General features: G+C 48.8%; 25 protein-coding genes. 13 read left to right on the plus strand and 12 right to left on the minus strand.

Annotation, left to right across the window (positions count from 1 at the left end):
• Positions 1–6: 6 nt before the first annotated feature.
• From EYB30_RS14500 to ttcA, 6 genes are all read left to right on the plus strand, one after another.
• Entirely contained in the window at positions 7–2,385 is a 2,379-nt protein-coding gene (locus EYB30_RS14500; protein ID WP_166839619.1) for a heavy metal translocating P-type ATPase, read from the plus strand.
• On the plus strand, positions 2,382–2,573 hold the full coding sequence (gene ccoS, locus EYB30_RS14505) for a cbb3-type cytochrome oxidase assembly protein CcoS (RefSeq protein WP_166839620.1): 192 nt from the start codon (positions 2,382–2,384) through the stop codon (positions 2,571–2,573). Before EYB30_RS14500 ends, ccoS begins: the two co-directional genes overlap by 4 nt.
• A complete protein-coding gene (locus tag EYB30_RS14510; RefSeq protein WP_166839621.1) occupies positions 2,570–3,253 on the plus strand; it encodes a sulfite exporter TauE/SafE family protein in 684 nt (227 codons plus the stop codon). The genes ccoS and EYB30_RS14510 overlap by 4 nt, the downstream gene beginning before the upstream one ends.
• Positions 3,254–3,297: 44 nt before the next feature.
• Positions 3,298–4,011, plus strand: a complete 714-nt coding sequence (gene fnr / locus EYB30_RS14515) for a fumarate/nitrate reduction transcriptional regulator Fnr (protein WP_166839622.1) — start codon at positions 3,298–3,300, stop codon at positions 4,009–4,011.
• Positions 4,012–4,121: 110 nt separating this feature from the next.
• Entirely contained in the window at positions 4,122–5,054 is a 933-nt protein-coding gene (uspE, locus tag EYB30_RS14520) for a universal stress protein UspE (RefSeq protein ID WP_166839623.1), read from the plus strand.
• 78 nt (positions 5,055–5,132) lie between these two features.
• The gene (gene ttcA / locus EYB30_RS14525; RefSeq protein WP_166839624.1) at positions 5,133–6,062 is read left to right on the plus strand and encodes a tRNA 2-thiocytidine(32) synthetase TtcA; all 930 of its coding nucleotides are present in this window, start codon (positions 5,133–5,135) and stop codon (positions 6,060–6,062) included.
• A gap of 19 nt (positions 6,063–6,081) precedes the next feature.
• On the opposite strand, the gene EYB30_RS14530 is transcribed toward ttcA, so the two are convergent.
• Positions 6,082–6,729 carry a DUF2987 domain-containing protein gene (locus EYB30_RS14530; RefSeq protein WP_166839625.1) on the minus strand — a complete coding sequence of 216 codons (648 nt, stop codon included), beginning with the start codon at positions 6,727–6,729 and terminating at the stop codon, positions 6,082–6,084.
• Position 6,730: 1 nt separating this feature from the next.
• Complete coding sequence (locus EYB30_RS14535) at positions 6,731–7,594, minus strand: glucosaminidase domain-containing protein (RefSeq protein WP_166839626.1); 864 nt, start codon at positions 7,592–7,594, stop codon at positions 6,731–6,733.
• Between the two features lie 245 nt (positions 7,595–7,839).
• Between EYB30_RS14535 and EYB30_RS14540 the strand changes: the two genes are divergently transcribed.
• Entirely contained in the window at positions 7,840–9,054 is a 1,215-nt protein-coding gene (locus EYB30_RS14540) for a pyridoxal phosphate-dependent aminotransferase (RefSeq protein ID WP_166839627.1), read from the plus strand.
• Between the two features lie 57 nt (positions 9,055–9,111).
• Here the strand turns inward: EYB30_RS14540 and EYB30_RS14545 are convergent, their stop codons facing one another.
• Both EYB30_RS14545 and EYB30_RS14550 read right to left on the minus strand, forming a co-directional pair.
• Positions 9,112–9,684 carry a lipid-binding SYLF domain-containing protein gene (locus EYB30_RS14545; protein WP_166839628.1) on the minus strand — a complete coding sequence of 191 codons (573 nt, stop codon included), beginning with the start codon at positions 9,682–9,684 and terminating at the stop codon, positions 9,112–9,114.
• 85 nt (positions 9,685–9,769) lie between these two features.
• Positions 9,770–10,705, minus strand: a complete 936-nt coding sequence (locus tag EYB30_RS14550) for a cation diffusion facilitator family transporter (protein WP_166839629.1) — start codon at positions 10,703–10,705, stop codon at positions 9,770–9,772.
• A gap of 153 nt (positions 10,706–10,858) precedes the next feature.
• On the opposite strand from EYB30_RS14550, the gene EYB30_RS14555 reads away from it, so the two are divergent.
• Complete coding sequence (locus tag EYB30_RS14555) at positions 10,859–12,256, plus strand: alanine/glycine:cation symporter family protein (protein ID WP_166839630.1); 1,398 nt, start codon at positions 10,859–10,861, stop codon at positions 12,254–12,256.
• Here EYB30_RS14555 and EYB30_RS14560 read toward each other — a convergent pair.
• Positions 12,253–12,555, minus strand: a complete 303-nt coding sequence (locus EYB30_RS14560; protein ID WP_166839631.1) for a YebG family protein — start codon at positions 12,553–12,555, stop codon at positions 12,253–12,255. The genes EYB30_RS14555 and EYB30_RS14560 overlap by 4 nt on opposite strands.
• 173 nt (positions 12,556–12,728) lie before the next feature.
• On the opposite strand from EYB30_RS14560, the gene EYB30_RS14565 reads away from it, so the two are divergent.
• Together EYB30_RS14565 and EYB30_RS14570 are read left to right on the plus strand one after the other, a co-directional pair.
• On the plus strand, positions 12,729–14,012 hold the full coding sequence (locus EYB30_RS14565) for an anti-phage deoxyguanosine triphosphatase (RefSeq protein ID WP_166839632.1): 1,284 nt from the start codon (positions 12,729–12,731) through the stop codon (positions 14,010–14,012).
• A gap of 11 nt (positions 14,013–14,023) precedes the next feature.
• Entirely contained in the window at positions 14,024–15,076 is a 1,053-nt protein-coding gene (locus EYB30_RS14570) for a patatin-like phospholipase family protein (RefSeq protein WP_166839633.1), read from the plus strand.
• A 51-nt stretch (positions 15,077–15,127) separates the two neighbouring features.
• Here the strand turns inward: EYB30_RS14570 and EYB30_RS14575 are convergent, their stop codons facing one another.
• Positions 15,128–16,414 (minus strand): cyanophycinase, encoded by a 1,287-nt coding sequence (locus tag EYB30_RS14575; protein WP_166839634.1) that lies wholly within the window; start codon positions 16,412–16,414, stop codon positions 15,128–15,130.
• Positions 16,415–16,550: 136 nt separating this feature from the next.
• Here EYB30_RS14575 and EYB30_RS14580 point away from each other — a divergent pair, with 136 nt between their 5' ends.
• Entirely contained in the window at positions 16,551–16,943 is a 393-nt protein-coding gene (locus EYB30_RS14580) for an MAPEG family protein (RefSeq protein WP_166839635.1), read from the plus strand.
• A gap of 19 nt (positions 16,944–16,962) precedes the next feature.
• Here the strand turns inward: EYB30_RS14580 and EYB30_RS14585 are convergent, their stop codons facing one another.
• The 3 genes from EYB30_RS14585 to prs form a co-directional block, all read right to left on the minus strand.
• Positions 16,963–17,250 carry a hypothetical protein gene (locus EYB30_RS14585; RefSeq protein ID WP_166839636.1) on the minus strand — a complete coding sequence of 96 codons (288 nt, stop codon included), beginning with the start codon at positions 17,248–17,250 and terminating at the stop codon, positions 16,963–16,965.
• 78 nt (positions 17,251–17,328) lie between these two features.
• Positions 17,329–18,801 (minus strand): nicotinate phosphoribosyltransferase, encoded by a 1,473-nt coding sequence (locus EYB30_RS14590; protein WP_166839637.1) that lies wholly within the window; start codon positions 18,799–18,801, stop codon positions 17,329–17,331.
• Positions 18,798–19,652 carry a ribose-phosphate diphosphokinase gene (prs, locus tag EYB30_RS14595; RefSeq protein WP_166839638.1) on the minus strand — a complete coding sequence of 285 codons (855 nt, stop codon included), beginning with the start codon at positions 19,650–19,652 and terminating at the stop codon, positions 18,798–18,800. The genes EYB30_RS14590 and prs overlap by 4 nt, the downstream gene beginning before the upstream one ends.
• A 212-nt stretch (positions 19,653–19,864) precedes the next feature.
• Here prs and EYB30_RS14600 point away from each other — a divergent pair, with 212 nt between their 5' ends.
• Positions 19,865–20,551, plus strand: a complete 687-nt coding sequence (locus EYB30_RS14600; RefSeq protein ID WP_166839639.1) for an NUDIX domain-containing protein — start codon at positions 19,865–19,867, stop codon at positions 20,549–20,551.
• Between the two features lie 7 nt (positions 20,552–20,558).
• Here the strand turns inward: EYB30_RS14600 and EYB30_RS14605 are convergent, their stop codons facing one another.
• Together EYB30_RS14605 and EYB30_RS14610 are read right to left on the minus strand one after the other, a co-directional pair.
• Positions 20,559–20,996: a hypothetical protein gene (locus tag EYB30_RS14605; protein WP_166839640.1), complete on the minus strand. Its 438-nt coding sequence runs from the start codon at positions 20,994–20,996 to the stop codon at positions 20,559–20,561.
• Positions 20,997–21,062: 66 nt separating this feature from the next.
• The gene (locus EYB30_RS14610; protein WP_166839641.1) at positions 21,063–21,455 is read right to left on the minus strand and encodes a hypothetical protein; all 393 of its coding nucleotides are present in this window, start codon (positions 21,453–21,455) and stop codon (positions 21,063–21,065) included.
• A 220-nt stretch (positions 21,456–21,675) separates the two neighbouring features.
• Here EYB30_RS14610 and EYB30_RS14615 point away from each other — a divergent pair, with 220 nt between their 5' ends.
• On the plus strand, positions 21,676–22,977 hold the full coding sequence (locus EYB30_RS14615; protein ID WP_241698047.1) for an MFS transporter: 1,302 nt from the start codon (positions 21,676–21,678) through the stop codon (positions 22,975–22,977).
• On the opposite strand, the gene EYB30_RS14620 is transcribed toward EYB30_RS14615, so the two are convergent.
• Positions 22,970–23,272, minus strand: coding sequence for an SEL1-like repeat protein (locus tag EYB30_RS14620; RefSeq protein WP_166839642.1), 303 nt, complete (start codon positions 23,270–23,272; stop codon positions 22,970–22,972). The genes EYB30_RS14615 and EYB30_RS14620 overlap by 8 nt on opposite strands.
• Between the last annotated feature and the right edge of the window lie 29 nt (positions 23,273–23,301).

Below are 23,301 nucleotides of genomic sequence, written 5' to 3' on the forward strand. Positions count from 1 at the left end.
TTAACCGTGAGCACTGAACGCTGTTTTCATTGCAATGAACCGGTTCCTGCCGGCCTTAATTTCACCCTGTCTTTTGATGGCCAAAGCAGAGCTTTTTGCTGTGTCGGCTGTCAGGCGGTGGCAGATACCATTATCAGCAGCGCTCTGGCTGACTATTACCGTTTTCGAACTGAACCGGCCAGCAAAGCTGATGCCCTGCCAGAGCACTTACTTAGCGAACTCAGTAGCTTTGATGCTGCAGAGGTTTTAGCCGATGTCAGCCAACAACAGGGAGAGCTGACTGAAATCGAGCTATCCGTTAGCGGCATCAGCTGTGCAGCCTGCGCCTGGTTAATCGAAAAACAACTGCGCCAGTTAACGGCCGTGCAGCAGGTAAACGTCAATTCTGCGACGGCACGCTGTCATCTGAGCTGGAATGCAGAGCAAACGCCGCTGAGCACAATTTTACAAAGCCTGGCCAAAATTGGTTACCAGGCCAGCCCTTTTGTTGCCGATCAGGAAGAACAACAGTTTAAAACAGAGTTGAACCGTTTCTTAAAGCGGTTGGCCGTCGCCGGCATTATGACGATGCAAGTGATGATGCTGGCAGTGGCATTGTACTTCGGTGACTATACCGGTATCGAGGCATCACATCAGGGTTACCTGCGCTGGATAAGTTTAATATTAACCTTACCCGTTGTCCTTTACGCCGCCCTGCCCTTTGTCAAAAGCGCCTGGCGTGGCATTAAAGCCCGTCAGATGAACATGGATGTACCGGTTAGTCTGGCAATTTACTACACCTTTTTTGCCTCAGCGTATGCCACTGTTTTTAATACCGGCGAAGTGTATTTTGAATCAGTGTGTATGTTTACGTTTTTACTGCAGCTGGGCAAATTCTTTGAATATCGCGCCAGGGCACGAGCACGCGATGCCACCAGTAATCTGCTGAAAATCATGCCGGTTAGCGCCACGTTGCTTAACGACACTGAGCAACAGATTGTATCGGCTCGCCGGCTTAACGGCGGTGATGTTATTCTGATTAAACCCGGTGAAACCATTGCTGCTGACGGTGAGGTCACGCTCGGTTCCAGCTCTGCGGATGAGTCTATGCTGACCGGTGAGTACGCGCCGGTAGCTAAACGTATTGGCGACACCGTTTTGGCCGGCAGTGTCAATCATGATGGTTTGTTGCAGGTAAAGGTAACTCAGCCTTTAGCGGCGTCGCGCTTAGGCCAGATCATTCAGTTGCAGCAACGCACTTTAAGTCAAAAACCCGCTGTGCTGGAAAAAACTGACCGCTTAGCACGTTATTTTGTCGAGCGCTTACTGCTTATTGCCGCTGCAACCTTTGTGCTTTGGTATGTCTGGCTTGATACTGACCGCGCATTCTGGGTGACCTTATCGGTGCTGGTTGCGACCTGTCCTTGTGCCTTAAGTTTAGCGGCGCCAACGGCGGTAACCTGTGCGCTGGCCAATTTAAACCGGCGCGGTATTTTAATTAAAAACGCAGGTGTATTAGATGTATTACCACAGCTGAGTTATATCGTGTTTGATAAAACCGGCACCCTCACCGAGGGGCGTTTTTCGGTTAAAGCGGTGCAGCTGTTTAGCCCGGAACTTAGCCAAGCCGATGCGCTTAACCTGATTGCTAACCTGGAAGTATACTCAGAGCATCCAATCAGCAAAGCCTTTGCCCCTTACCTGACTCAAAAATTACCGTTAACTGACGTCGATATCCAAGTCGGTGCCGGTATCAGAGCACAGTATAACGCCCAGCAGATTAGCGTTGGCAGCGCGGCTTTTTGCCATGTCAATGATACCGGCGCGATGGTGTATCTGAGCATCGACAAGCAAGCAGTTGCAGCCGTTGAACTGCAGGATGCACTGCGCAGGGAGGTTCCGGAATTACTGCAACAGCTTAGGCAAGGCGGCTATAAATTAATGATGCTAACGGGTGACAGCTCATCCCAGGCTGACCAGCTACAGCAACAATTACAGTTTGATACCATGGTAAAAGGTTGTAGCCCGGAACAAAAAGTTGACGAAATCAACCAGCTGGTGCGTGCCGGCCATAAAGTGATGATGCTGGGCGATGGTATTAACGACAGCCCTGGTTTTCATGCTGCCCATGTCTCTGTCACGCTGGAAACCGGCAGCGACCTGTCAAAAAATCAAGCCGACGTGGTATTGTTACAACCCAGCATCCAATTGTTAAGCGCGCTGCTTGAAGGCAGTAATAAGGCGCAGGGCATAATTAAACAAAACCTGCGCTGGGCAGTGGGTTATAATTTACTGATTATACCGCTGGCCGTCGCCGGTTTTGTCTCGCCTTATATCGCGGTGCTGGGTATGTCGTTCAGTTCATTGCTGGTGGTATCAAATTCGTTAAGGCTGCTGAAAAAATGAGTATTATCTACGTACTGATCCCCATCGCTATTTTGTTTGTCATTATTGGCCTGAGCGTATTTTTCTGGGCCGTCAGAGCGCGCCAGTTTGATGATCTGGATAAAGAAGGTTTTAGCATTTTGTTCGATGAAGAACGTAAAGCAAGTAGCAAAACTGCCGAAAAACCTGAGGATAAACCCGGGCAATGAATAGCCTCGCCGCTGATGTCATTGCCGCTTTTGTCATTGGCCTGATTGGCAGCAGCCATTGTCTGGTGATGTGTGGCGGCATTGCCAGCGCACTACAGTTAGCCATGCCGGCGCAAGGTATTGGCCGCAAGTTACAGCTGCAAGTGTTGTTAAGCCTCGGCAGGCTGAGTAGCTATGCGCTGTTTGGTGCTGTGGTGGGTTACTTTGGTGCCAGCGCCATGCAGCTGGCTGGCAGCTCGTTATTATGGCTGCGTTTACTCGCTGGCGTGCTGCTGCTGATGATGGCGCTATATATCAGCAGGCTTTGGTTTGGTTTAGTTAAGCTGGAACGGATCGGGCAACTGCTGTGGCGCAAGGTTCAACCCATTGCCCGCAGGCTGTTACCGCTGGACTCCTCGGTTAAAGCTTATGCTTATGGCCTGTGTTGGGGCACCCTGCCCTGTGGTTTGGTATACAGCACCTTAGGCTGGAGCCTGGCCAGCGGGAGTGCTGTGCATGGTGCTGTGCTGATGCTGGCATTCGGCTTTGGTACCACGCCCGCTATTGTGGCGACCGGTAGCGCTGCTAATACACTGACAAAGTTGAAAAACATGTTGCTGTTTCGTTATAGCGCCGCGGCTTTACTGGCAATTTATGCCTGTTATACGATTTGGCTTGCTATCCGGCGACTGGTTTTTTAAGCTAGGCGGTGTTGGCATTTTAGAGAAAGGTAAAGGACGCGATTATGCAACGCTCTGCAATAAACTGTCAGGATTGTGGCTTCAGCCAGTTGTGTCTGCCGTTTTCACTCAATGATGCAGAAATGAATAAACTGGACGATATCATTCAGCGTAAAAAGCCTATGCACAAAGGGGATATGCTGTTTGAATCTGGCAGTTCGCAAAAATCCCTGTACGCTATTCGTACCGGCTCGTTTAAAACCTTTACGTTAACGGATCAGGGTGAGCAACAAATCACCGGTTTTCATTTGCCTGGTGATATCGTCGGTTTTGATGGCTTAAGTAACCAGCTGCACCCAAGTTATGCCGAAGCACTGGAAACCGCGATGGTATGCGAAATCCCGTTACCTAATCTGGAGCAGCTGCTAGATCAGCTACCACGCTTGCGCCAACAAATGATGCGGCTGATGAGCCAGGATATTCAGGCAGATCAGCAAATGATGTTATTGCTTAATCGCAAAACAGCAGAGCAAAAACTGGCCACCTTCTTATCACAACTGGGTCAACGTTATGCCAGCAGAGGCTTCTCTGGCAGTGAGTTTCGCCTGACGATGACCCGAAGTGACATTGGCAATTACTTAGGCCTGACCGTAGAAACCATCAGCCGTTTATTAAGTAAGCTTGATAAAGAACAGTTAATTCAGGTAGATGGCAAACTTATTAGCATCAAAGATACGCAGGCGCTGACACGCTTAGCCGCCCTGACAGCGCACTGTTAAGTACCGCGCGCAAATATAACGGGATCAACCTTGCGCTGGCGCAAAGCCGCTGCCAGCATTCCGCGCTATTTTGACTACACTTAGCTTATGTTCTTAATGTGGAGTCAGTTATGTCAACCTACAATAATATCCTGGTGGTGCTCGACCCTACCACTGAGCAGCAAAAAGCCCTGAACCGTGCCATTGAGTTAGTGCGCTTGCAAGGTGGCAAACTTACTGCTTTCCTATCGGTGTACGACTTTTCCTATGAAATGACCACTATGCTCTCAGGCGAAGAGCGCGAGTCGATGCGCCAGGCGGTAATTAAAGATCGGGAGTTGTGGATCAGCGATTACCTGGCCGCCCCCCGCGCCGGTGGTATTAATATCGATATTAAAGTGGTGTGGCACAACCGGCCCTTTGAAGCCATAGTGCTTGCCGTGCTTGAAGATAACTACGATTTGGTTATTAAAGGCACGCACGACCATGATGTGCTCAAGTCAATGATCTTCACCCCAACCGACTGGCACATCCTGCGTAAATGCCCTTGCCCGGTATTACTGGTCAAAGACCACGACTGGCCCAAGGCTGGCAATATTATTGCTGCCGTTAATGCGGGCAGCGAACAAGAGCATCATTTATCGCTGAATCAGCGCGTTATTACCAAAGCCAGGCAAATGGCGGCGATGCTTAGCGCCGAAACCCATCTGGTGAATGCCTATCCGGGTACACCGGTTAATATCGCCATCGAAATACCGGAGTTTAACCCGCAGGAATACAACAGCACCATGAAGCATCACCATCTTGATGCGGTAGCCAAGCTGGCAAGGCAGTTTGACATAGCGCCAACGCATTACCATGTACAGGAAGGTATGCCTGAAGATGTGTTGCCTGCTATCGCCAAGCAACTGGATGCTGAAATGGTGGTCATTGGCACTATTGGCCGCACCGGCTTATCTGCTGCCATCATAGGTAACACCGCTGAACATGTGATAGACCGGCTGGATTGCGATGTATTGGCCGTGAAACCGGCTAATTTTGTTTGTCCGTTGCAAAAAGACTGAGATTTGCACCGCCTCCACTTTGGTATTGGCGCACTGTTGGCTATAATGTGCGCCTTTTTCATTCTGGTAGTAGTGGTTATGACACACGCAGCGCACGCTAAAGCACAATATAATCTGAATAAATTGCACAAACGTTTGCGCCGTGGCGTAGGTCAGGCCATTGCCGATTTCAATATGATTGAAGAAGGCGACAAGATTATGGTGTGTCTGTCCGGCGGTAAAGACTCCTACACCCTGCTGGACATACTGCTTAACCTGCAGCAATCGGCCCCCATTAGTTTTTCCATCGTCGCGGTAAATCTGGATCAGAAGCAACCCGGCTTTCCGGCCGAGGTATTACCCGGCTATCTGGATAGCATTGGCGTTGATTATAAGATAGTGACCGAAGATACCTATTCAATTGTCAAAGAAAAAATACCTGAAGGTAAAACTACCTGTTCGCTGTGCTCGCGGCTGCGCCGCGGTATTTTATATCGCACAGCAAAGGAGCTGGGTGCCACCAAAATAGCCTTAGGCCATCATCGCGATGATATGCTTGAAACGCTGTTTTTAAACATGTTTTATGGCGGCAAGATGAAGTCAATGCCGCCTAAGCTGGTCAGCGACAATGGTGAACACATCGTGATCCGGCCGCTGGCGTATTGCAAAGAAAAAGATATCGAAAAATACTCAAATGCGCGGCAGTTTCCGATTATTCCGTGTAATCTTTGCGGTTCACAGGACGGCTTACAACGTCAGGTCGTCAAAGAAATGCTGCAAGATTGGGATAAACGCTTTCCGGGCCGGATTGAAACTATGTTTCAGGCCATGCAGAACATAGTGCCATCACATATGGCCGACAACAGCCTGTTTGATTTTGCCAGCCTGACTAAAGACACCCCGCTAAATGAACGCGACACCGCCTTTGACAAGGACGCAGTACCGGCAATACCAGTGGGCTTGGTTAATGACGAAGACAGCTCAGCGCCTGATGCCTTGCAGGCAATCCCGATAGTGGCGCTTAGCTAACAGGGCTTTCAGTGCTGAGTTAATCAGCACTGGCGTCAATCAGTGGCAGTAAGTACGCCGGGCGCTGCTGAAACAACCAGCGGCTGTTGTCCGGCAATGGCTGGTTCAGCCTGATATAACAACGCTTATCCACACACTGCGTGTGTGCAGCATTGTCAGGCTGCACTGCGGGTGGCTGCACCGTTTCGGCAAACTCAACTATCACACCACTGACCTCGGGTAGCCAATATTTACCCAGCCCGGCCATATCGTCCAGCAGTAAGTCGAACTGGCTGCGATAATGCGCTAACTGCGTTACGCTAAGCTCTGTTGGCAATCGCATGCGTGAGCGCAGCCTGAACTGTACCTGGCAGGCTTCGGTATTGTCAGCTTGCAATACTTGCAGCACGGCGTTGCTGTCTTTTAGCGCCTGATCATAAGGCAGGCTTATCTCACCATTGCCTGCCATATCCAGTGTTATATCGTGAATATCACTGATCAGCTTGATACTGTAAAAGCGGCAAGGTGCGCCGGTTTTTTCGCCGGTTAAAGCAAATGCCAGTGTTATATCGCTGTACTCTGGCTGTTGCAGTTTTTTCATCCGGCCGTAAAAGCCATTGTAATTCAGCAATAAATCAGCAGATACCGGCGTTACCACCAACAATAACAAAGGCAATATACAACGCATTTTATTCTTCCAGTAACTTGCGGTTAAAGCGGATCATGCCGCTGATCTCTGCAATATAGTCATCACCACGCTCTGAATAGGCACCCAACCCCGCCGCCAGCGCCTCGCCGCGTACCGGCTTGCCTTCGCGGCGTAACCGCGCTCTGATATCCCGCAGCGACGCGTAGGTATGAAAAGTATTCAAATTATAAAAATAACTTTTAATACTGGCCGCCGGAGTAGCAAATTTCGCCACTTCATGACTTTGCCCTTCCAGCCGTGAGTTGGGGATCAGGCCGCAGCCTTCACGAAAACACCACTGGCCGAAAAAGTTATAACCTTCAACCGCAAAGCGGCTGGTGCCCCAGGCAGATTCATTTGCCGCCTGCATCAGTACCAGGGTTTCAGGTATGACGTCTACCCGTTTTAACAGTTCGTCCAGCATGCTTTCATCTGTTTCGGCCACGTCCATCCGAAACTCATCATACAAGCTGTATAAAAAGGCATACTCCTCCAGCGATATTTTCAACCGCTTTTGCTTCTTTTGTTGTATATCAAGCAGCTGCTGGCGCAGTGAGCGCAACCTGGCATTTTCCCGTTTTACATAAGGGCGCAGGTAACTGAAAAAAGCCCGCTTCTTTTCAGTGGTATCCGTATAGCGGTTAAAGTCAGGTAAATGGGTAAAAACGGGCGCGCTCTGGGTATACGCCAGGCGCTGCAATACCTTTTTTTTATCGGCTTCATTTAATGCCGTAATACGGCTGGGTTTTTGCCACTCTTCGAGGGAATCCAGCTGTTTTACCGGTTCCAGTTCCGTAAAAGGGCTTAGCGCCGCAATACAAACCAACAGCCAAAAAGCAAAAATAACAATTTTTTTCAATAACATCTATCACCTATCGGTTGCTCTTCCTGTACAGCGCCATCGCTGTAGCAGCAACCTGTTTGTTACAACAAGACGCAGACATTTTACCCGCACAGGCCACTTTATACGACGAAAAACTGCATTGGCTGAGTTTTTTTGCATAAAACCCCAGCTTAGCCATTGCAAAGCAGCAGCAGTTATGTGAAAACAGAGCTTTACAGCAATATAGCTGTCTGGACGGTTAAAACGGAGTAATGAAGGTTGTTGTTATGAAACCCATAGAGCGCTCAACAAAATTAGACGGAGTCTGTTACGACATTCGTGGCCCTGTTGCCCAGGAAGCCAAACGTATGGAAGAAGAAGGCCATCGTATTCTGAAATTGAATATTGGCAACCCAGCGCCCTTTGGTTTTGAAGCACCGGATGAAATTCTCAAACATGTTATTCATAACCTGCCTACCGCGCAGGGGTACTCCGACTCGCAAGGCATTTATCCGGCCCGGGTTGCAGTGGCACAATATTATCAGCAGCGCGGTATTCTGGGTGCGGATGCTGATGATGTCTACATTGGTAATGGCGTGTCTGAGCTGATTTTAATGTCACTACAGGCACTGATAAACAATGGCGATGAGGTATTAGTGCCCTCGCCTGACTATCCGCTTTGGACGGCCGCGGTAAACCTTGCCGGCGGTAAGGCCGTGCATTACCGCTGTGATGAGCAACAGGATTGGTATCCGGATTTAGAGGATATTAAACAAAAAATCAGCAAGAAAACCAAAGCGATAGTGCTGATTAACCCAAACAACCCAACCGGTGCCGTCTACGACAAAGCCTTTTTACTGGAACTGTTAAAAATTGCCCGAGAACACCGTTTAGTGGTGTTAAGCGACGAAATTTACGACAAAGTGTTGTATGACGGCACCGAGCACGTTAGCACCGCATCGCTGGCTGATGATTTAATTATGCTGACCTTCGGAGGCTTGTCGAAAAACTACCGAATTGCCGGTTTTCGCGTTGGCTGGTTATTTATCTCCGGAGCCAAACAACTAGCAAGACAGTATATCGAAGGCCTGAACATACTAGCGTCAATGCGCCTGTGCGCCAATGTACCTTGTCAGCATGCCGTGCAAACCGCTCTGGGGGGATATCAGAGCATCAACGAGCTGGTAATACCCGGCGGCCGTTTGTATGAACAAATGGATCTGGCGCATAAACTGGTAACCCAAATTGATGGTATCAGCTGTATGCGACCGAAAGGCGCTATGTATTTGTTCCCGAAAATTGATCGTAAAAAAATTCGCATAAAAGATGATGAATTGTTTGTACTGGACTTTTTACGCCAGCATAAGGTGTTATTGGTGCATGGCCGCGCCTTTAACTGGCCGGAGCCGGATCACTTTCGCATAGTGTTCTTGCCACACAAAGAGCAGCTATCTGCAGCACTGGGTAAACTGGCACAGTTTTTACCAGGTTACAGTCAATAAGCCGGCAATCGTCAGCTGAAACAGGCCGCAGCGCGGCCTGAGCGCGGCCTGTTTTTATTAATTTAACTTAGCGTCACGCCAAAACTTAGTGCCTTTAATGGTCGCTTGCAGTGCCAGACCCGTTTCAGTAAATTGATAAATAGTGACATCATCCACGCTGGCTTCAGCGCCGACAGCACCGCCTTTGTCACCTGCTTTAGCGGCTGCATCTGCCTGAGCACCAAAAGCCCAGCCCTGCTCGATAAAACGCTGCATTGCATCGGCGCTGTGAAATACCATTACCAGACGAAAATCTTTTACGCCAGCCCCCAGACCAACCCCCACTTCGCCCATTTTCATATAGGTGTCAAGACCACTGCGGTTATCCCGCACCACACCATAACCGCCACCAAAGCTGGCCAGGATCAGATTAACGTTAGCATTGCTGAATACTGCGTATCCCGGCGCTTTTTGCACTTCAGCCCGGGCGCTGGATTTTTGCTGATACAACTCGGTTAACACCGCCGTACGCATCTGTGTTATCGCGCTGCGCTGTTCATCCACAGTGGCATTTAAGCCACCGGCACAGCCTGATAGCAGCGCAAAAGACAGTAAGAGCAGGTAAGTTAGCTTGTATGGGCGCTTTAACATAACAATCTCCTGTAGAGGGTTTATTATCGGCCAAACATGGCAATAATAAGGTAGACTAAAAAGTGTAATCTGCTTTACTGAAGCCTTACTTAACCGGCGCGGGCTGATCGCGGCATGGCTCATCGTCCATTTCAAACTCAACCGTGGTATGGCTGAGCTTATACGGTGCCAGCAGTGCAGCAATTTGCTGTTTATAGTTAAGTTGCTCCGCCAGACTTGCCGGCGTGACGACCTCAAGATGTAGCGTAAGTACATGTTGCTCACCATCGAGCGACCACAGATGTAGGTGATGCACCGCTTTAACAAACTCCAGCTGCTTAAGTGCCGTTTCAATTTCCTGTTGCAGCGCCGGGCTTGGCGACACCTGTAAAAACAAGGCCAGGGTTTGGCGCAGGCTTCTGGTTACGTTGAGCAAAATAAACAGCGTAAATCCAATACAAAGCAGCGGGTCCAACCAGGCCCAACCGGTAAAATACATCAGCACGGCACCAACGAGTACCGCAATCCAGCCCAGCACATCTTCGAGTAAATGCCAGCTCAGCACTTTTTCATTTTGAGTTTTTCCGCGGCGTAAACGCAGTACCGCTACGCCATTTACGGCTATCCCTACCAGCGCCAGCACAAACATACCACTGGTGTGCGGCAGCTGCGGTTGCCATAAACGCGGTATTGCTTCAGCTAATACCCACACTGAACCGGCAATCAGGATCAATCCGCTTAGCAAAGCGCTAAGTAAAGACCAGCGCCGGTAACCGTAACTATAACGGGCATCGGGTGCTTTGGCCGCAACCTTACTGGCAATCCAGGCAAAGCCTATCGCCATGCTGTCACCTAAATCGTGGATGGCATCGGCAATAATCGCCACACTATTGGTGAATATGCCTCCGACGATTTCAACTAACGCGAAGCTAAAATTAAGCCAGAACGCCAGCGCAATATTGCTGCTCTCGCTACTGTGGTGGTGGCCATGGTGATGATGCTGCCCGGTATTCAGGCCTGGGTGTTCATGCTGTGTTGTCATTCGCAGTTTACCAGCCGGTTCGTTTTGTTAGCAGCTTAAAAGTAAATGCCATCAGATACAACGACAGCCGGTTAACTGTGCTCACCCTTGTATCTGCGGGTAGAACACAGTAGTCTTGCAACATTCTACAGCCGTCCATACTGCTAATAATAAATGACTACTGCGTTTTCTTTTGGTGAAGCCTTTGCAAACCTTACGTCACAGCTATCTGCTGTGGTGTTTTATGCCTTTGATATTAATGGTGTAGCTATACCTCTGGTGCTTATCTGGTTAATCAGTGGCGCTTTAGTATTTACCGCTTATCTCGGCTTTATCAATGTACGCGGCTTTGGTCATGCGATAAGTTTGTTACGCAGCAACAAACGCAGCGGCGCTAAAGGCGAAATCACGCCCTTTCAGGCACTCAGTACCGCCTTATCCGGCACTGTTGGCACCGGCAATATTGCTGGTGTCGCCATCGCCATCAGTTTAGGCGGCCCGGGAGCAACCTTTTGGATGATCGTCGCCGGTTTGCTGGGCATGTCGACCAAGTTTGTTGAATGTACGCTGGCGGTAAAATACCGCCAGCTCAATAGCGACGGTACGGTATCCGGCGGCCCGATGTACTACATTAAAGCGGCACTGGACAAATTTAACTTACCGCTGTTAGGCAGCACACTGGCCATGGCGTTCTCAGTGTTTGTCATTTTTGGCTCAGCCGGCTTTGTTCATGTGAATCAGGGCTTTGTGCAGATGAAAAGCGTGACCGGTTTTGACAATGCCTGGCTGTTTGGCGCCCTGTATGCATTGCTGGTAGGGGCAGTGATTATTGGCGGTTTAAAAAGTATTGCCCGGGTGACCAGTGCTTTAGTGCCGCTGATGTGTGGTATTTATCTTGCTGCTTCACTGCTGGTGATGTTTAGCCATTACAGCGCTATTCCTGCAGCCTTGTGGCTTATTGTACAAAGTGCTTTTACACCGGAAGCCAGCTATGGCGGCTTTATTGGTGTGCTGATCCAGGGCTTTCGCCGCGCCGCCTATTCTAACGAAGCCGGTATTGGCTCCTCGCCTATTGCCCACGCCGCAGCGCAGGTGAAAGATCCGGTAAGCCAGGGGTTTGTTGGGTTATTGGAACCCTTTATTGACACCGTCGTTATTTGCACTATTACCGCGCTGGTGATTATTTTAACCGGTGCCTATCAAACACCGGGGCTGGATGGTGTGCAAATTACCTCTGGTGCTTTCGCGTCGGTATTTAGCTGGTTTCCCTGGGTGTTAATGGTGGCGTTGCTATTGTTTGGCTTTTCTACCGTAATCAGCTGGTCATACTACGGTTTAACCGGCTGGCGCTATTTGGTGGGCCATAACCCTAAACTTACTCAGCTGTACAAGGTGCTATTTTGCTTTATTGTGTCTATTGGCGCCGTGCCTAATGTGATGGCGGTATTTGATTTTATCGACTCAATGATTTTCTTGATGGCGGTACCCAATATATTGGCGCTGTATCTGCTGTTACCTGAGGTAAAAGCCGATCTTAGCGCCTACTGGAAAAAACAGCAGCAGCTACGTTAAGCGGCCTGCTCTACCGCGGCTATTTTGGCCTTAGTGGTTTTTTCAGCCGGGGTTTTCTCTTTCGCTGCTGGCTTTTTGGCGCCCAGCGCCACGAGCAACTCGTCTTTGTGCTGCGCTAAATACAGCGCCAGTGCTTCAGTCTGGTTATCGTCGCTTAGCAGCTTAGTTTGACTGAGTACCGTTGTCAGTGCATCAGCCGTGTCGAGCATTTTGTCATAAGCATCGGCTTGCGCTTTAGAAGTAAAAGTCATTTTTTCAGCTCCGTTACGTTCAACCACATATTTGATGATCACAGCCATGATGTTTTCCCCTGATTTAAATTACTGTTATTTTATACAGTATAAATGCAGTACTGTCTAACCTTTTCTTGCCACCTTTGTCTACTCGAAGTTTGTCAGGATTTCACGTAGTATAAGCAGCTAACATACAAGCGCATTACTGTCTGTAGTGGTTTGAATTAACAAGGAATGCTATGTCATTTTCAGTTTGGTCGGAACGTCGCTCCGGTGCAGAGAATATCCGCCCCGGTGATCAGCGTAGCCCCTGGCAACGCGACCGGGCGCGAGTGCTGCACTCAGCGGCCTTTCGCCGCTTGCAGGCGAAAACGCAAATTCTGGGTATTGGCCAGAATGATTTTTACCGTACCCGGTTAACGCATTCATTAGAAGCGGCGCAAATTGGCACCGGTTTAGTTAACCAGCTGCGCAGCAAAACCACACCATCGCTTGCCGCTATTTTGCCAGCTGATGCGCTAATGGAAGCGCTTTGCCTGGCGCACGATATTGGCCACCCGCCTTTTGGCCATGGTGGCGAAACGGCGCTTAATTACAAGATGCTTAACCACGGCGGCTTTGAGGGCAATGGCCAGACGCTGCGTATCGTCGCCAAACTTGAGCCCTACACGCAGCAGCATGGTATGGATTTATCGCGCCGCACTTTGCTGGGTTTATTAAAGTATCCGGTATTGCAGCCTGAGTTTGATACAACGGCGCCTGGCGCGCACAACCCGCTTAACTTAACGCCGTGGAAGCCGGCCAAAGCCATTTTTGCCGCCGATGAAGACATCCTAAACTGGATTTTGGCGCCGCTGTCAGCTACAGACCGCGCCTTGTTTCAGCAAGTTGAGCAACTACCGCACTCCCCCTTTATAAAATCACGCTATAAGTCACTTGATGCCTCTATTATGGAGCTGGCTGATGACATTGCTTACGGCGTGCATGATTTAGAAGATGCCATAGTGCTGGGTAATATCACTGAAGCGCAGTGGCTGGCCAATAGTGAATGGAATAATCTGCCCGATGCCTTTGCGCAGCAAATGCAGCACATTGGTAAGGCGCTGTTTAGCCATCAGCACCATCTGCGTAAAGATGCCATAGGCTCTTTGGTAAACTTACTGATAAGCTCAGTGACCCTGGCGCAAGTACTACCGCAGGCTCAGGAGCCGCTTATTCGCTATAATGCTGTGCTGGATGATGCGCCACAACGCATTTTGCATTGTTTAAAGCAATTGGTGTATCGCTGTGTGATCTCAAGGCCAGACATTCAGCAATCCCGTTTTCGTTGCCAAAACATGTTGATGGCGCTGTTTGATGCCTTTTGCTCCGATCCATCACGTCTGCTGCCGGCCAACACTCAGTTGCGCTGGCAACAAGCAGAGCCGGAGCTGAAAACCCGGGTTATTTGTGATTACATCTCCGGCATGACCGATGATTACGCCGAACATATGTACCGCCGGCTATATGCCAGCGGCAGCTGAAATAACAGGGAATGACGGTTGTGAGTAGTTCCGCACTGCGGGTATTGGCCGGTCCGACGGCACTAAAACATATTAAACAATACGGCCTGCGCCAGGCTGATATTAGTGTGATGGTAGGCGCCAGCGGTGGGCCGAAGTGGTTTTGCCTGTATGGTCTGGATCAATATTTATTCGGTAACTTTTTTGCCGGGCGCAGCACACCTTTGCATCTTCTTGGCAGCTCTGCCGGTGCCTGGCGTTTTGCCTGTTTTGCTCAGGCCGATCCGGTTGCCGCCTCGCGGCGTTTTTGTCAGGCGTATAGCCATATATGCTACCCGAAAGGGGCTGATGCAGCACTTATCAGTGATATTTCGGCCAGCATTATTAACGATGTGTTTCCAGACGATGCCACGCTTCAACAAGTATTGGACAACCCGGTAATTAAGCTAAACCTGGTGGTCGCCAAAGCACGGCGTATTTCTGCAGCCCGGCATAAAGTGTTACAAGCCGCGGCCTTAAGCCTTGCCGCCAGCGCAAATTTGCTCCACCGTAAACATCTGCAGTACTTTTTTCAGCGCGTATTGTTTCATCTGCCCGGTGCGCCGTCACCCTTTCATCATGCCGGCATTTTACCGACGCAGCATGTTGTGCTGACAAGTGCTAACCTGCGCCAGGCTGTGTTAGCCAGTGGTTCTATCCCTATGGTTTTGAACCCGGTAGAAAACATCGCCGGTGCCGGCGCTGGTTTGTATTACGATGGCGGCATTACCGATTACCACTTTGACCTGCCCTTTAGCAGTGAGGGTCTGGTGTTGTATCCGCATTTTTATCCGAGGCTGACGCCCGGCTGGTTTGATAAATCCTTGCCGTGGCGGCGCGCAAAACAGGCGCACTTGCACAATGTCGTGCTGCTTTGTCCCAGCGACCAGTGGGTTAGATCACTGCCCTTTGGCAAAATACCCGATCGCAATGATTTTAAGCTGCCGGACAAGCGACGTATTGCCTATTGGCAGGAAGTGATTGCACGCTCGGAGCAATTGGCCGAGGCCTTGAAGCAGGGGAATTTTGCCATTGAGCCGCTGTAATCTGTTTAGAAAAAAGGCCCGAAGCTTATCAGCCGGGCCTTTTTTATCGATTTATGGCACTAACTGAGTAACATTAAAACGGCTGGGAATAATATCCAGCTTTACGTTATAGGCACTGCCGTTATCTTTTAACCCATCCAGATATTGCCAGTAACCCTGTGTTTGCTCATCCTGAGAAAAACGCAGCGTAAAGCCCGCGCCATCGCCTTGCATCAGGTAACTGACTACTTCTGAGGCGGCCTTATTATCTACCAAATCAAAGGTCAGCATATCTTTTAGCCGGGTGTTTCTGCTAAACACGCCGGACACCACCGGCGCGCTGATATTCAGGTATTCGTTCCCCACTGTGGCGTGTTTAAGCGGATTAGGTATGAAACGTTGCTGTGCCAGATCATACTGATCTTCACCCTGCAAAACGCTGATACGCACATTTTCAATATGGTAGCCATTGGGGTTTTCGATACGCCTGGCGTCACTGACATCAATCAGGGTTACCGCACCATTACCAATCGCCTGCACCAGACCGGTTTTCGCCTCATACACTAAGGCGGCATCTTCATCGATGCCAAAGCCACGCGGAAATTGCTGCTTGTTCAGCTCAGCAGCCACCACTAAACGGCCAAAGCGGGCTTTGCGGTCAAAATGCTGATCAATAATGCCATGCCGGAAAAAGCCCAGCCCCTGGCTTAGCATTAACGGGCCATTTTCCTGATCCTGAATACCGTTATAGCTGTCGGTTAGCCCCCTGGTAAGTGCGCCCCAGGAATCACCCGCCGCTATCATCACCTGGCTCATTATCGCTGCCCCGGCACTGGTACCACCAATCACACCGCCACGCTGATACAGCTTATACACGGCGTCTAATAACGGCGTTATGCTATTGTCTTTACGTAAAGTACCAGTGATGTTGAGCTGATCGCCACCTAAAAACCACACTGCGGTGTAGTCGTGCAAACTGGCCGCCAGCTCGGCGTCACTGGCATTGTATTGCCATTGGCTTTCGTCCTTATCCGCTGTCGATTTATCATCTTTCACCGCCAGTGGAATAAGCGTGACTTGTGAGGCCGCAACGCCATAACGCTGCATGTCCGCAACAAACTGGCTAAAGTACTTTACCGGCTGACTACTGGCGGCGGGAATAACGGCAATTTTAGCCTGTTTTTTACCGCCGGCCAGGCTGATAAAACGCTGATAGACTGCGGTATTTGAACTACTAAGCGCGCCCCCTACCATAACCAGCGCACCGCTGGCACTGGCAAGGTTTGATGACTCAGGCGGACTTTCTGAGCACGCTGCCATAGTAGCAACGGCGATAAACGGAATAACATAGTGCTTCAATTTTTTTGCTCCATTTTTGTGATAACTACACGGGCTCTTGTTATTATTAGTCCCGCGGCTGCAGGTTAGCAGATTTTGCCAGCCAAAGTCAGCACGCCAGGCTACCCACTATCACCCTACTTTGACCGGAGCGTTTATGGTTTCCAGCTTATTAATTACCCTGTTTATTGCCATGCTGCTGCCGTTTTTAGCTAAGGCCCCACTGGCCGCGGCGATGCAAAAAGCCGGTGGCTATGACAACAACAACCCACGCGCGCAACAAGCTGCCCTCACTGGCTTTGGCCAGCGCGCTAATGCCGCGCACTACAATAGTTTTGAAGCATTATTAATTTATGCCTGTGCTGTATTTAGCGCTGTAGGGTTAAATGCAGTAGACGAAACAGCGATAACCTTAGCTTGGCTATTTATCGCCAGCCGAATAGCCTACTTACTGTGTTATTGGCTGGATTACGCCAGCGCCCGCTCTGCGGTATGGCTTATAGGTATGGTGGCGGCTTTTGCCATAATGGCAAGGGCAGTGTTGATGTAATTGCTAAAGCAGACTGGGGCTACCTGGAAAAAACGTATTTGATCACTGAGTAGTCAACTTTGCTTAGTCTACACTCCACATCTCCGCCGCCCAAAATTCTTTGAGTGCGTGGTTGTGTGATGAAAATGACAAACTCATCGTCTGTTTCAGTAAAAGTAACCAGCCGGTGTTCAAGCCAGTTTTCCTTATTAACTATCGGTAAATGTTGGCTAAGTGCAAGCCAGGCCTTTAGGTACACACCTGGAACCGTGTTTTCAACTCTTAAGCTTGTCAGTTTGTCAAAATCAGTAAGGTGCTCAAAACTCATTAGTTGTCCGACAATATCTCTGTTTTATCAGGCCCGGAAACAGGCAAACTGCCGGTTTCCGGGTTTCCGGGTTTACGCTTAGCCGATATAACTTGCCAGGCGCTGACGTATTTCAGTCAGGCTCTGACTTATCAGCAATTCGCCGTTTTCAAACACCGTGTTAAATTCACAGTTTTCAACATCCTGCCAACTGGCCTGATCTTTTAAGCAGTACTCGCCATTACTGTCTTTGAATACCGCAACCAAACCTTTGGCTGAACGTTTAGTGCCATCATCTGTTTTGGGCGCTTTAAATATTTCTCTGTCTACCCCAGCCACTTTGGCAAAGGTCGCTTTAACGGCAAAACCGTCGGTATCGCGCGTTACATATTGATAGGTATAACTGCCAATACCAAACACCACATTGGTTGACGCAAAACCTTTGGCTTTTAAACCAGCGCATATGGCTTCAGCACGCTCTATGGTAATGGAGTCGCCGTAAATAAGACCAACATGCGGGTCCAGTATTTTGTAGCCTTTGCTGGTGGTGGTGCCGCCAAATACCTGCCACAGGCACTCTATAGCGCCCTTATATTCCGGGCTACCGGGTTCTGCTTGCGGATCGCCACAAATTACTTTCACCGGACAGCCGGTATCAGGGCGAAACACAACTTTACCGTCTCTGGCCAAAATTTTGTCTTTAAGTTTAACGGTAAAGTCGGTCATCACCTGCCAGAAATCCCATGAGTCTGACACTATGCTGACGATACCTTGCGGATAGACATCTTCAATTAAACGGCGGAAGGTTTCCAACTCGTTTTCCATGCCACCGGCACACATAACAGAATGTTCGGTTGCCGCCACACTACCACCAACCAGTTCTTTATCGCTGTCAGCGTTGTAGTATTGCTCAAGAAAATCAATGGCCGGAATCGTATCGGTGCCGGTAAAGCTGAGTAAATGCGCAGCACCACTCATCGTCGCGGCCTGCACGCCAAACATGCCGCGAAAGCTAAAATCATGCCCCTGCCAGTTTACAAACTCTGTGCTGCCGTCTGTTTCACTGGCAAAATGCGTCAAAATTTTCTTGTACTGATGCGCCGTTGTTGCGCTGGTGCACATACCCCAGACATTGGCAGATAAAATGGTTTCCAGATAGTTGGTTAACCAGAAAAAGCGCTCATCGGTATTATGAATGACCAGACAAGGTACTTTTAACGGGTAAACACTCCCCTCTGGTAGTGCCATGATTTTTATCGGTAAGTAACCCAGATCATGTAAATCGGCAATATGTGCTGTGCCAACATTATTTGGCCCGAGATAATTGTTAATGCGTCGTGCAAAAGCGGCAATAACCTGCTCTTTCGGTTGTTGAAAAAAGTCCCGGTTCCAGCTGTCTATCAGAAAATCTTTTATAAAATACTGTAGGCCAAAAAACACCATTTTGTCGGTATAAGTACGCCGGGTGCCCCGGGCTGTTAGATTACTGAAGATCAGCTGGGTACCGTCAGGGTATTGCCGGCGGTGATCAACTTTATAACCGTCAATCGCAATAACAGGATTTAATTTCATTTTACCTCTCCTTGTGAAACCAGAAACGGCGTAACGGCAGCTACGCTAATAAAATCTGAACCAGTAACATGCAAGCTATCGGTGCAATACACCTTATCTATACCGCTTTGGCGCAATGCATCTTCATTCGCACTGCCTTCATAATGCGATACCAGCAGCACAATTTTTTCAGCACCTTTTTGCTTTAACTTTTTTGCCAGCTCTATAAAGGTACGCCCACCGGCACAGATATCATCAACAATGACACAGGTCGCACCGTGCAAATTGTCTGCAAATACTTCTGTCGCGATAATTTTTCCATCGCGGACATCGCGGATCTTATCGGCCCTCACCACCGGCACCCCGCCTAAAAATGCCGATAATTCAAAGATTTTTTTATTGGCCCCGGCATCAGGTGAGATAAGGGTAATATCACTGCCGAGGTTGCTAACCACATCTTTGACAAAAGCGTGGTTTTTAATCACGTTAACGTTATCGAGCAACGCCGGGCTGACATCGCTATGCGGATCAAATAGCGTTACACGACTAAATTGCTGGGCATTAATCAGGCTGGCATAGACTTTCACTGACAATGGCTCTCCAGGGTTACATACCCTGTCTTGCCGTGCCCCCGGGAAGTAAGGCATTAACAGATCGATATTGACCGCACCCGCGCGCTTTAAGGCATCGGTCAGTAGCAGTAACTGAACAACAGAAGCATCGCCCTGGTAACGGAACAAGAGTTTGACGTCACGTGCTGGCGTACCGGTTAACCGGATATGGTTTTCACCAGCACCAAAACAGAATTGCATATAACCACAGTTACCTGACGCTGGTAACGCGTAAAAATCCTTGTTACGACAGTTTTCCATAGCTGCTCCCAAAAACGGCGAATATTAACACCTAAATACACATTTAAGTAACACTAAACACAATAAAGATTTAGTGTCCCAACGACACTTATAGTATGTCCTTAGGACACATATAGCCAGACATTTACTTAGACATTTTTTTTATAACAAGCTGGATAAATAACGTCATCGGGCATATAGTGTCCTAACGACATTATTTGGGCTGGATTTGCATGACTGAACAACACTTTACTCTACCGCTGTTTACTGTCGACAATGTGATGTTTGCTATAGATAACGCCAAGCTTAATGTGTTACTGGTAAAGCGTGCCGCTGAACCCTACAACAATTATTGGAGCTTACCCGGCGGTGTTGTCGACGTGACATTAGATAAAGACGTAGAAGCCTGCGCTATGCGCAAGTTACAGCAGAAAACCGGACTAACACCGGCTTATCTTGAACAGTTAGAGGTATTCTCCGGCCCGGATCGCGATCCGCGCGGTTACAGTATCAGCCTGGCCTTTTTTGCGCTGCTGCCCTACACACCCGTTAGCAGTAACATTAACAGCGTGTCACATGTCAGCTGGTGGCCGCTTGACCAGCTACATCAGTTAACCCTGGCGTTTGACCATCAGCATATTATCCATCACGCACACCAGCGCTTACAGCAAAAAGCACTTTACAGTATGTTGCCGGTATTCTGCCTGCCCAGCACTTTTACCGTGGGCCAGCTAAAAACGGTTATTGAAACTATTTTGGGTAAAGAAATACAGCGTAAAAGCCTGATGCGCAGAATAGAAGCCAGTAACATGTTTACCCTGACCGAGCAAAAACAGCACTCTGGCGGCAGACAGGCTCAGTTGTATCAGCTAAAACCCGGGGTGAACATTACTCACTTTAATCGCAATATGGGTGCTTAAAGCGCAGTCATAACAGGCTTTCTCTCTCCTGGCTGCGCGCATCTATTTCGTAGGGTGCGTCCAAATAACCAAACTGCATAACCTCGGTGATATACCGGCTTAAAAATGCTTGCGCTGAACCTGCTTGTTCGTACTGATGCACGTGACGCAGCTCATGTGATAATAGCCGGGACGTCAGATAACCCTGCTTAATATAAATACCGTAACCCAGTGTTAGGCCAATAGTGTCTTCAGTTAAAAAACCAAATTGATCACATATTGCCGCTAATTCTGCGTTATCCGGCCGCGTAATAACCGGAACTTCAAGCACATAGACGTTCTGTGGCTGTGCTACGCCAACGGCTTCAGCTAAAGCCTGCTCTGCATGGCTCAAGCGCCTTCCCTGTGCTGAAATAACAGTTTGCTGTTGTTCTACCCAAGCGGTAGCGGCGGCTAAAAAGTGCATAATCATCCCTGACATAAATAACAAGTAAGCGGGCTTATAAAGCAGCCCGCGGCAGCTAAGTTAGCGTTATTTATCCTCAGCACATGATTCCATGCCGGTACGGTGCGTTGACAACATACCTGAACCGCTATGCTTCTGTAATGCCGTAAGCGCTTTGTAACTCGGCTTATAGGCTATCTGGTAACTCATATGTACTTGCAAACCAAAATTACCGCAGCAATTTGCACTTACCGACGCATCCTGGCTAAGTATTTTAAAGTCTTCTAAATTGTGCTGTTTAGCAAAAGCACTAAGGCTTTCAGTTTTTGCCTGATAAATAGCGCCGACATCAGCTGTGGCGACATCCTGTACGTTCTCAACATAAGACAGCGTGGTAATATCCATCACTTTGCACGCATCTTGCTCTGCATTTACCAATACAGGGGCAACAAACAGGGTAAAAGACAATAAGTATTTCATGGTAAATTCCTGAGCAGTAATTAATAAAACGGGTTCCATGCCAAAAGCGGCGTAGCATCCTAACTCAGCCCCTCATCATTGTAAACATATTGGCAACATCATTAACGTTATTGGTTGTTTGATTTTATTGCAGTAGACACCAGTGCCCACCTCGCCTGTACTGCAGCAATTTGCCTGACATGCGATGAAGAACTAAGCTTAAACTATTGATTTATCTAATGTGAGCACAACTGTGTTTTTCAGGCAGGCGCTGTTACCCATTTCATCTTTATTTATTTCAATTGCCTTTCTGGCCACCGGCTATGGCATGCTGATGACCTATATCGGGCTGTACTTAACCCAGGCAGGCCTGTCGGAAATGGCTATTGGTATGATTAACGCCGCGTTTTTTCTCGGTGCCTTGCTGGCCGCGGTTTTTAGTCAAAAGTTGATAGTGAATGTCGGGCATGCCCGCAGTTTCTCTGCGTTTTCAGCACTGATGGTAATGGCCTTTTTGGGCCACACCTTACATTATGCGCCCTGGCTTTGGGCCCTGTTGCGCCTGGCTTCTGGTTTTGCTTTTTACGCCTTGTTAATCGTACTGGAAAGCTGGCTGAATGAAAAAAGCAGCTCGGATGACCGAGGCCGAATTCTAGCGGTGTATACAGTGATATTTTTTATGGCGACCGCTATCGGGCAACTGCTATTAACCATCAATATCGCCCCACACCTGGTGTTTGTGCTGGGTTCAGTGCTGGTGCTGGCATCATTGTTTTTAGTTGCTATTACCCGTATCAGCCAACCGGTGCTGCAACCCTTTGAACGCTATAGTCTACCCAAAGTGTTACATATCGCCCCGCTTGCACTAATAGGCAGCCTGGTTGGCGGCTTTTTTGTCGGCGGTTTTTACACCATGATGCCGGTATTGGTACTGAAGATGTACCAGCAACAATCGGTTGTAGCCGCATTTATGGCCATTTCGATACTCGGAGGCTTGTTGGCACAATGGCCGGTTGGCACCTTGTCTGATCGCTACGGCCGGCGTAAATTGCTGGCCTGGGCCGGTTTATTCAGTGCTGCAGTGTGTCTGTTACTCGCGTTGTTTACCACTAACGTTTGGCTATTTTATTTACTCGGCTTTTTGCTTGGCACCAGTTTGTTCTGCATTTACCCGCTAAGTGTCGCCCGGGCCAATGACAGGCTAGACCATGGTAAAGATCTGGTGGAAGTTAGCCGCAGCTTGCTGTTTACCTACGGCATTGGCGCTTTTCTGGCACCATTGCTGTTAGGTGCGGTGTTAGGCATATCTCACGGCTTGTTTTTCACGGTATTAGCTGTTGCCGCTTTGCTATTAGGTGGCTATGCCTTAACCGCAGAGCGGATAGCCAATGAACAATTAAGTGTGTTTGTCGCGGTGCCCGCAGCCTCAGGTGCGTCACTGGCGCAAATGGACCCTCGGCAGGATGAACAATGGGTAGAGCAGCATAAACCCGACTATCCGGAAAAAACACCAAGTGCAGCCGATATGACTAATCCTAATTAAGTAATTCAACAGCGCCAGAAATACCATTATTAAGCGCTATCAATGCCCACTTTCTAGCCATATCGATTTCTTTATTTTGATAATGGTAATAGGCAAGGTTGTACTGACTTATACCATCACCAAGCTCTGCTGCTTTTTGCAGCCAAGGCAAAGCTTGCTCCATACTTAATTTAGAAAATCGGTAAAATCTATATAGTGCTATTACTGAACTAACATCCTCATTGTTTGCTGCCTGAACAAACTTTGACTCTTCATCATTACTAATAAAATAGGTACTACCAGTTGAAATTGGCAATTTAGATTCCTGATATTGAAGATCACTCG

The organism is Rheinheimera pleomorphica, from assembly GCF_011634895.1.
GTDB classification, from domain to species: Bacteria; Pseudomonadota; Gammaproteobacteria; order Enterobacterales; family Alteromonadaceae; genus Alishewanella; species Alishewanella pleomorphica.

Excerpts from the sequence above, each read along its gene's own strand:
- ccoS (WP_166839620.1), top strand. The coding sequence starts at position 2,382 with ATGAGTATTATCTACGTACTGATCCCCATCGCTATTTTGTTTGTCATT.
- EYB30_RS14510 (WP_166839621.1), top strand. The coding sequence starts at position 2,570 with ATGAATAGCCTCGCCGCTGATGTCATTGCCGCTTTTGTCATTGGCCTG.
- fnr (WP_166839622.1), top strand. The coding sequence starts at position 3,298 with ATGCAACGCTCTGCAATAAACTGTCAGGATTGTGGCTTCAGCCAGTTG.
- uspE (WP_166839623.1), top strand. The coding sequence starts at position 4,122 with ATGTCAACCTACAATAATATCCTGGTGGTGCTCGACCCTACCACTGAG.
- ttcA (WP_166839624.1), top strand. The coding sequence starts at position 5,133 with ATGACACACGCAGCGCACGCTAAAGCACAATATAATCTGAATAAATTG.
- EYB30_RS14530 (WP_166839625.1), bottom strand. The coding sequence starts at position 6,729 with ATGCGTTGTATATTGCCTTTGTTATTGTTGGTGGTAACGCCGGTATCT.
- EYB30_RS14535 (WP_166839626.1), bottom strand. The coding sequence starts at position 7,594 with ATGTTATTGAAAAAAATTGTTATTTTTGCTTTTTGGCTGTTGGTTTGT.
- EYB30_RS14540 (WP_166839627.1), top strand. The coding sequence starts at position 7,840 with ATGAAACCCATAGAGCGCTCAACAAAATTAGACGGAGTCTGTTACGAC.
- EYB30_RS14545 (WP_166839628.1), bottom strand. The coding sequence starts at position 9,684 with ATGTTAAAGCGCCCATACAAGCTAACTTACCTGCTCTTACTGTCTTTT.
- EYB30_RS14550 (WP_166839629.1), bottom strand. The coding sequence starts at position 10,705 with ATGACAACACAGCATGAACACCCAGGCCTGAATACCGGGCAGCATCAT.
- EYB30_RS14555 (WP_166839630.1), top strand. The coding sequence starts at position 10,859 with ATGACTACTGCGTTTTCTTTTGGTGAAGCCTTTGCAAACCTTACGTCA.
- EYB30_RS14560 (WP_166839631.1), bottom strand. The coding sequence starts at position 12,555 with ATGGCTGTGATCATCAAATATGTGGTTGAACGTAACGGAGCTGAAAAA.
- EYB30_RS14565 (WP_166839632.1), top strand. The coding sequence starts at position 12,729 with ATGTCATTTTCAGTTTGGTCGGAACGTCGCTCCGGTGCAGAGAATATC.
- EYB30_RS14570 (WP_166839633.1), top strand. The coding sequence starts at position 14,024 with ATGACGGTTGTGAGTAGTTCCGCACTGCGGGTATTGGCCGGTCCGACG.
- EYB30_RS14580 (WP_166839635.1), top strand. The coding sequence starts at position 16,551 with ATGGTTTCCAGCTTATTAATTACCCTGTTTATTGCCATGCTGCTGCCG.
- EYB30_RS14585 (WP_166839636.1), bottom strand. The coding sequence starts at position 17,250 with ATGAGTTTTGAGCACCTTACTGATTTTGACAAACTGACAAGCTTAAGA.
- EYB30_RS14590 (WP_166839637.1), bottom strand. The coding sequence starts at position 18,801 with ATGAAATTAAATCCTGTTATTGCGATTGACGGTTATAAAGTTGATCAC.
- prs (WP_166839638.1), bottom strand. The coding sequence starts at position 19,652 with ATGGAAAACTGTCGTAACAAGGATTTTTACGCGTTACCAGCGTCAGGT.
- EYB30_RS14600 (WP_166839639.1), top strand. The coding sequence starts at position 19,865 with ATGACTGAACAACACTTTACTCTACCGCTGTTTACTGTCGACAATGTG.
- EYB30_RS14605 (WP_166839640.1), bottom strand. The coding sequence starts at position 20,996 with ATGCACTTTTTAGCCGCCGCTACCGCTTGGGTAGAACAACAGCAAACT.
- EYB30_RS14610 (WP_166839641.1), bottom strand. The coding sequence starts at position 21,455 with ATGAAATACTTATTGTCTTTTACCCTGTTTGTTGCCCCTGTATTGGTA.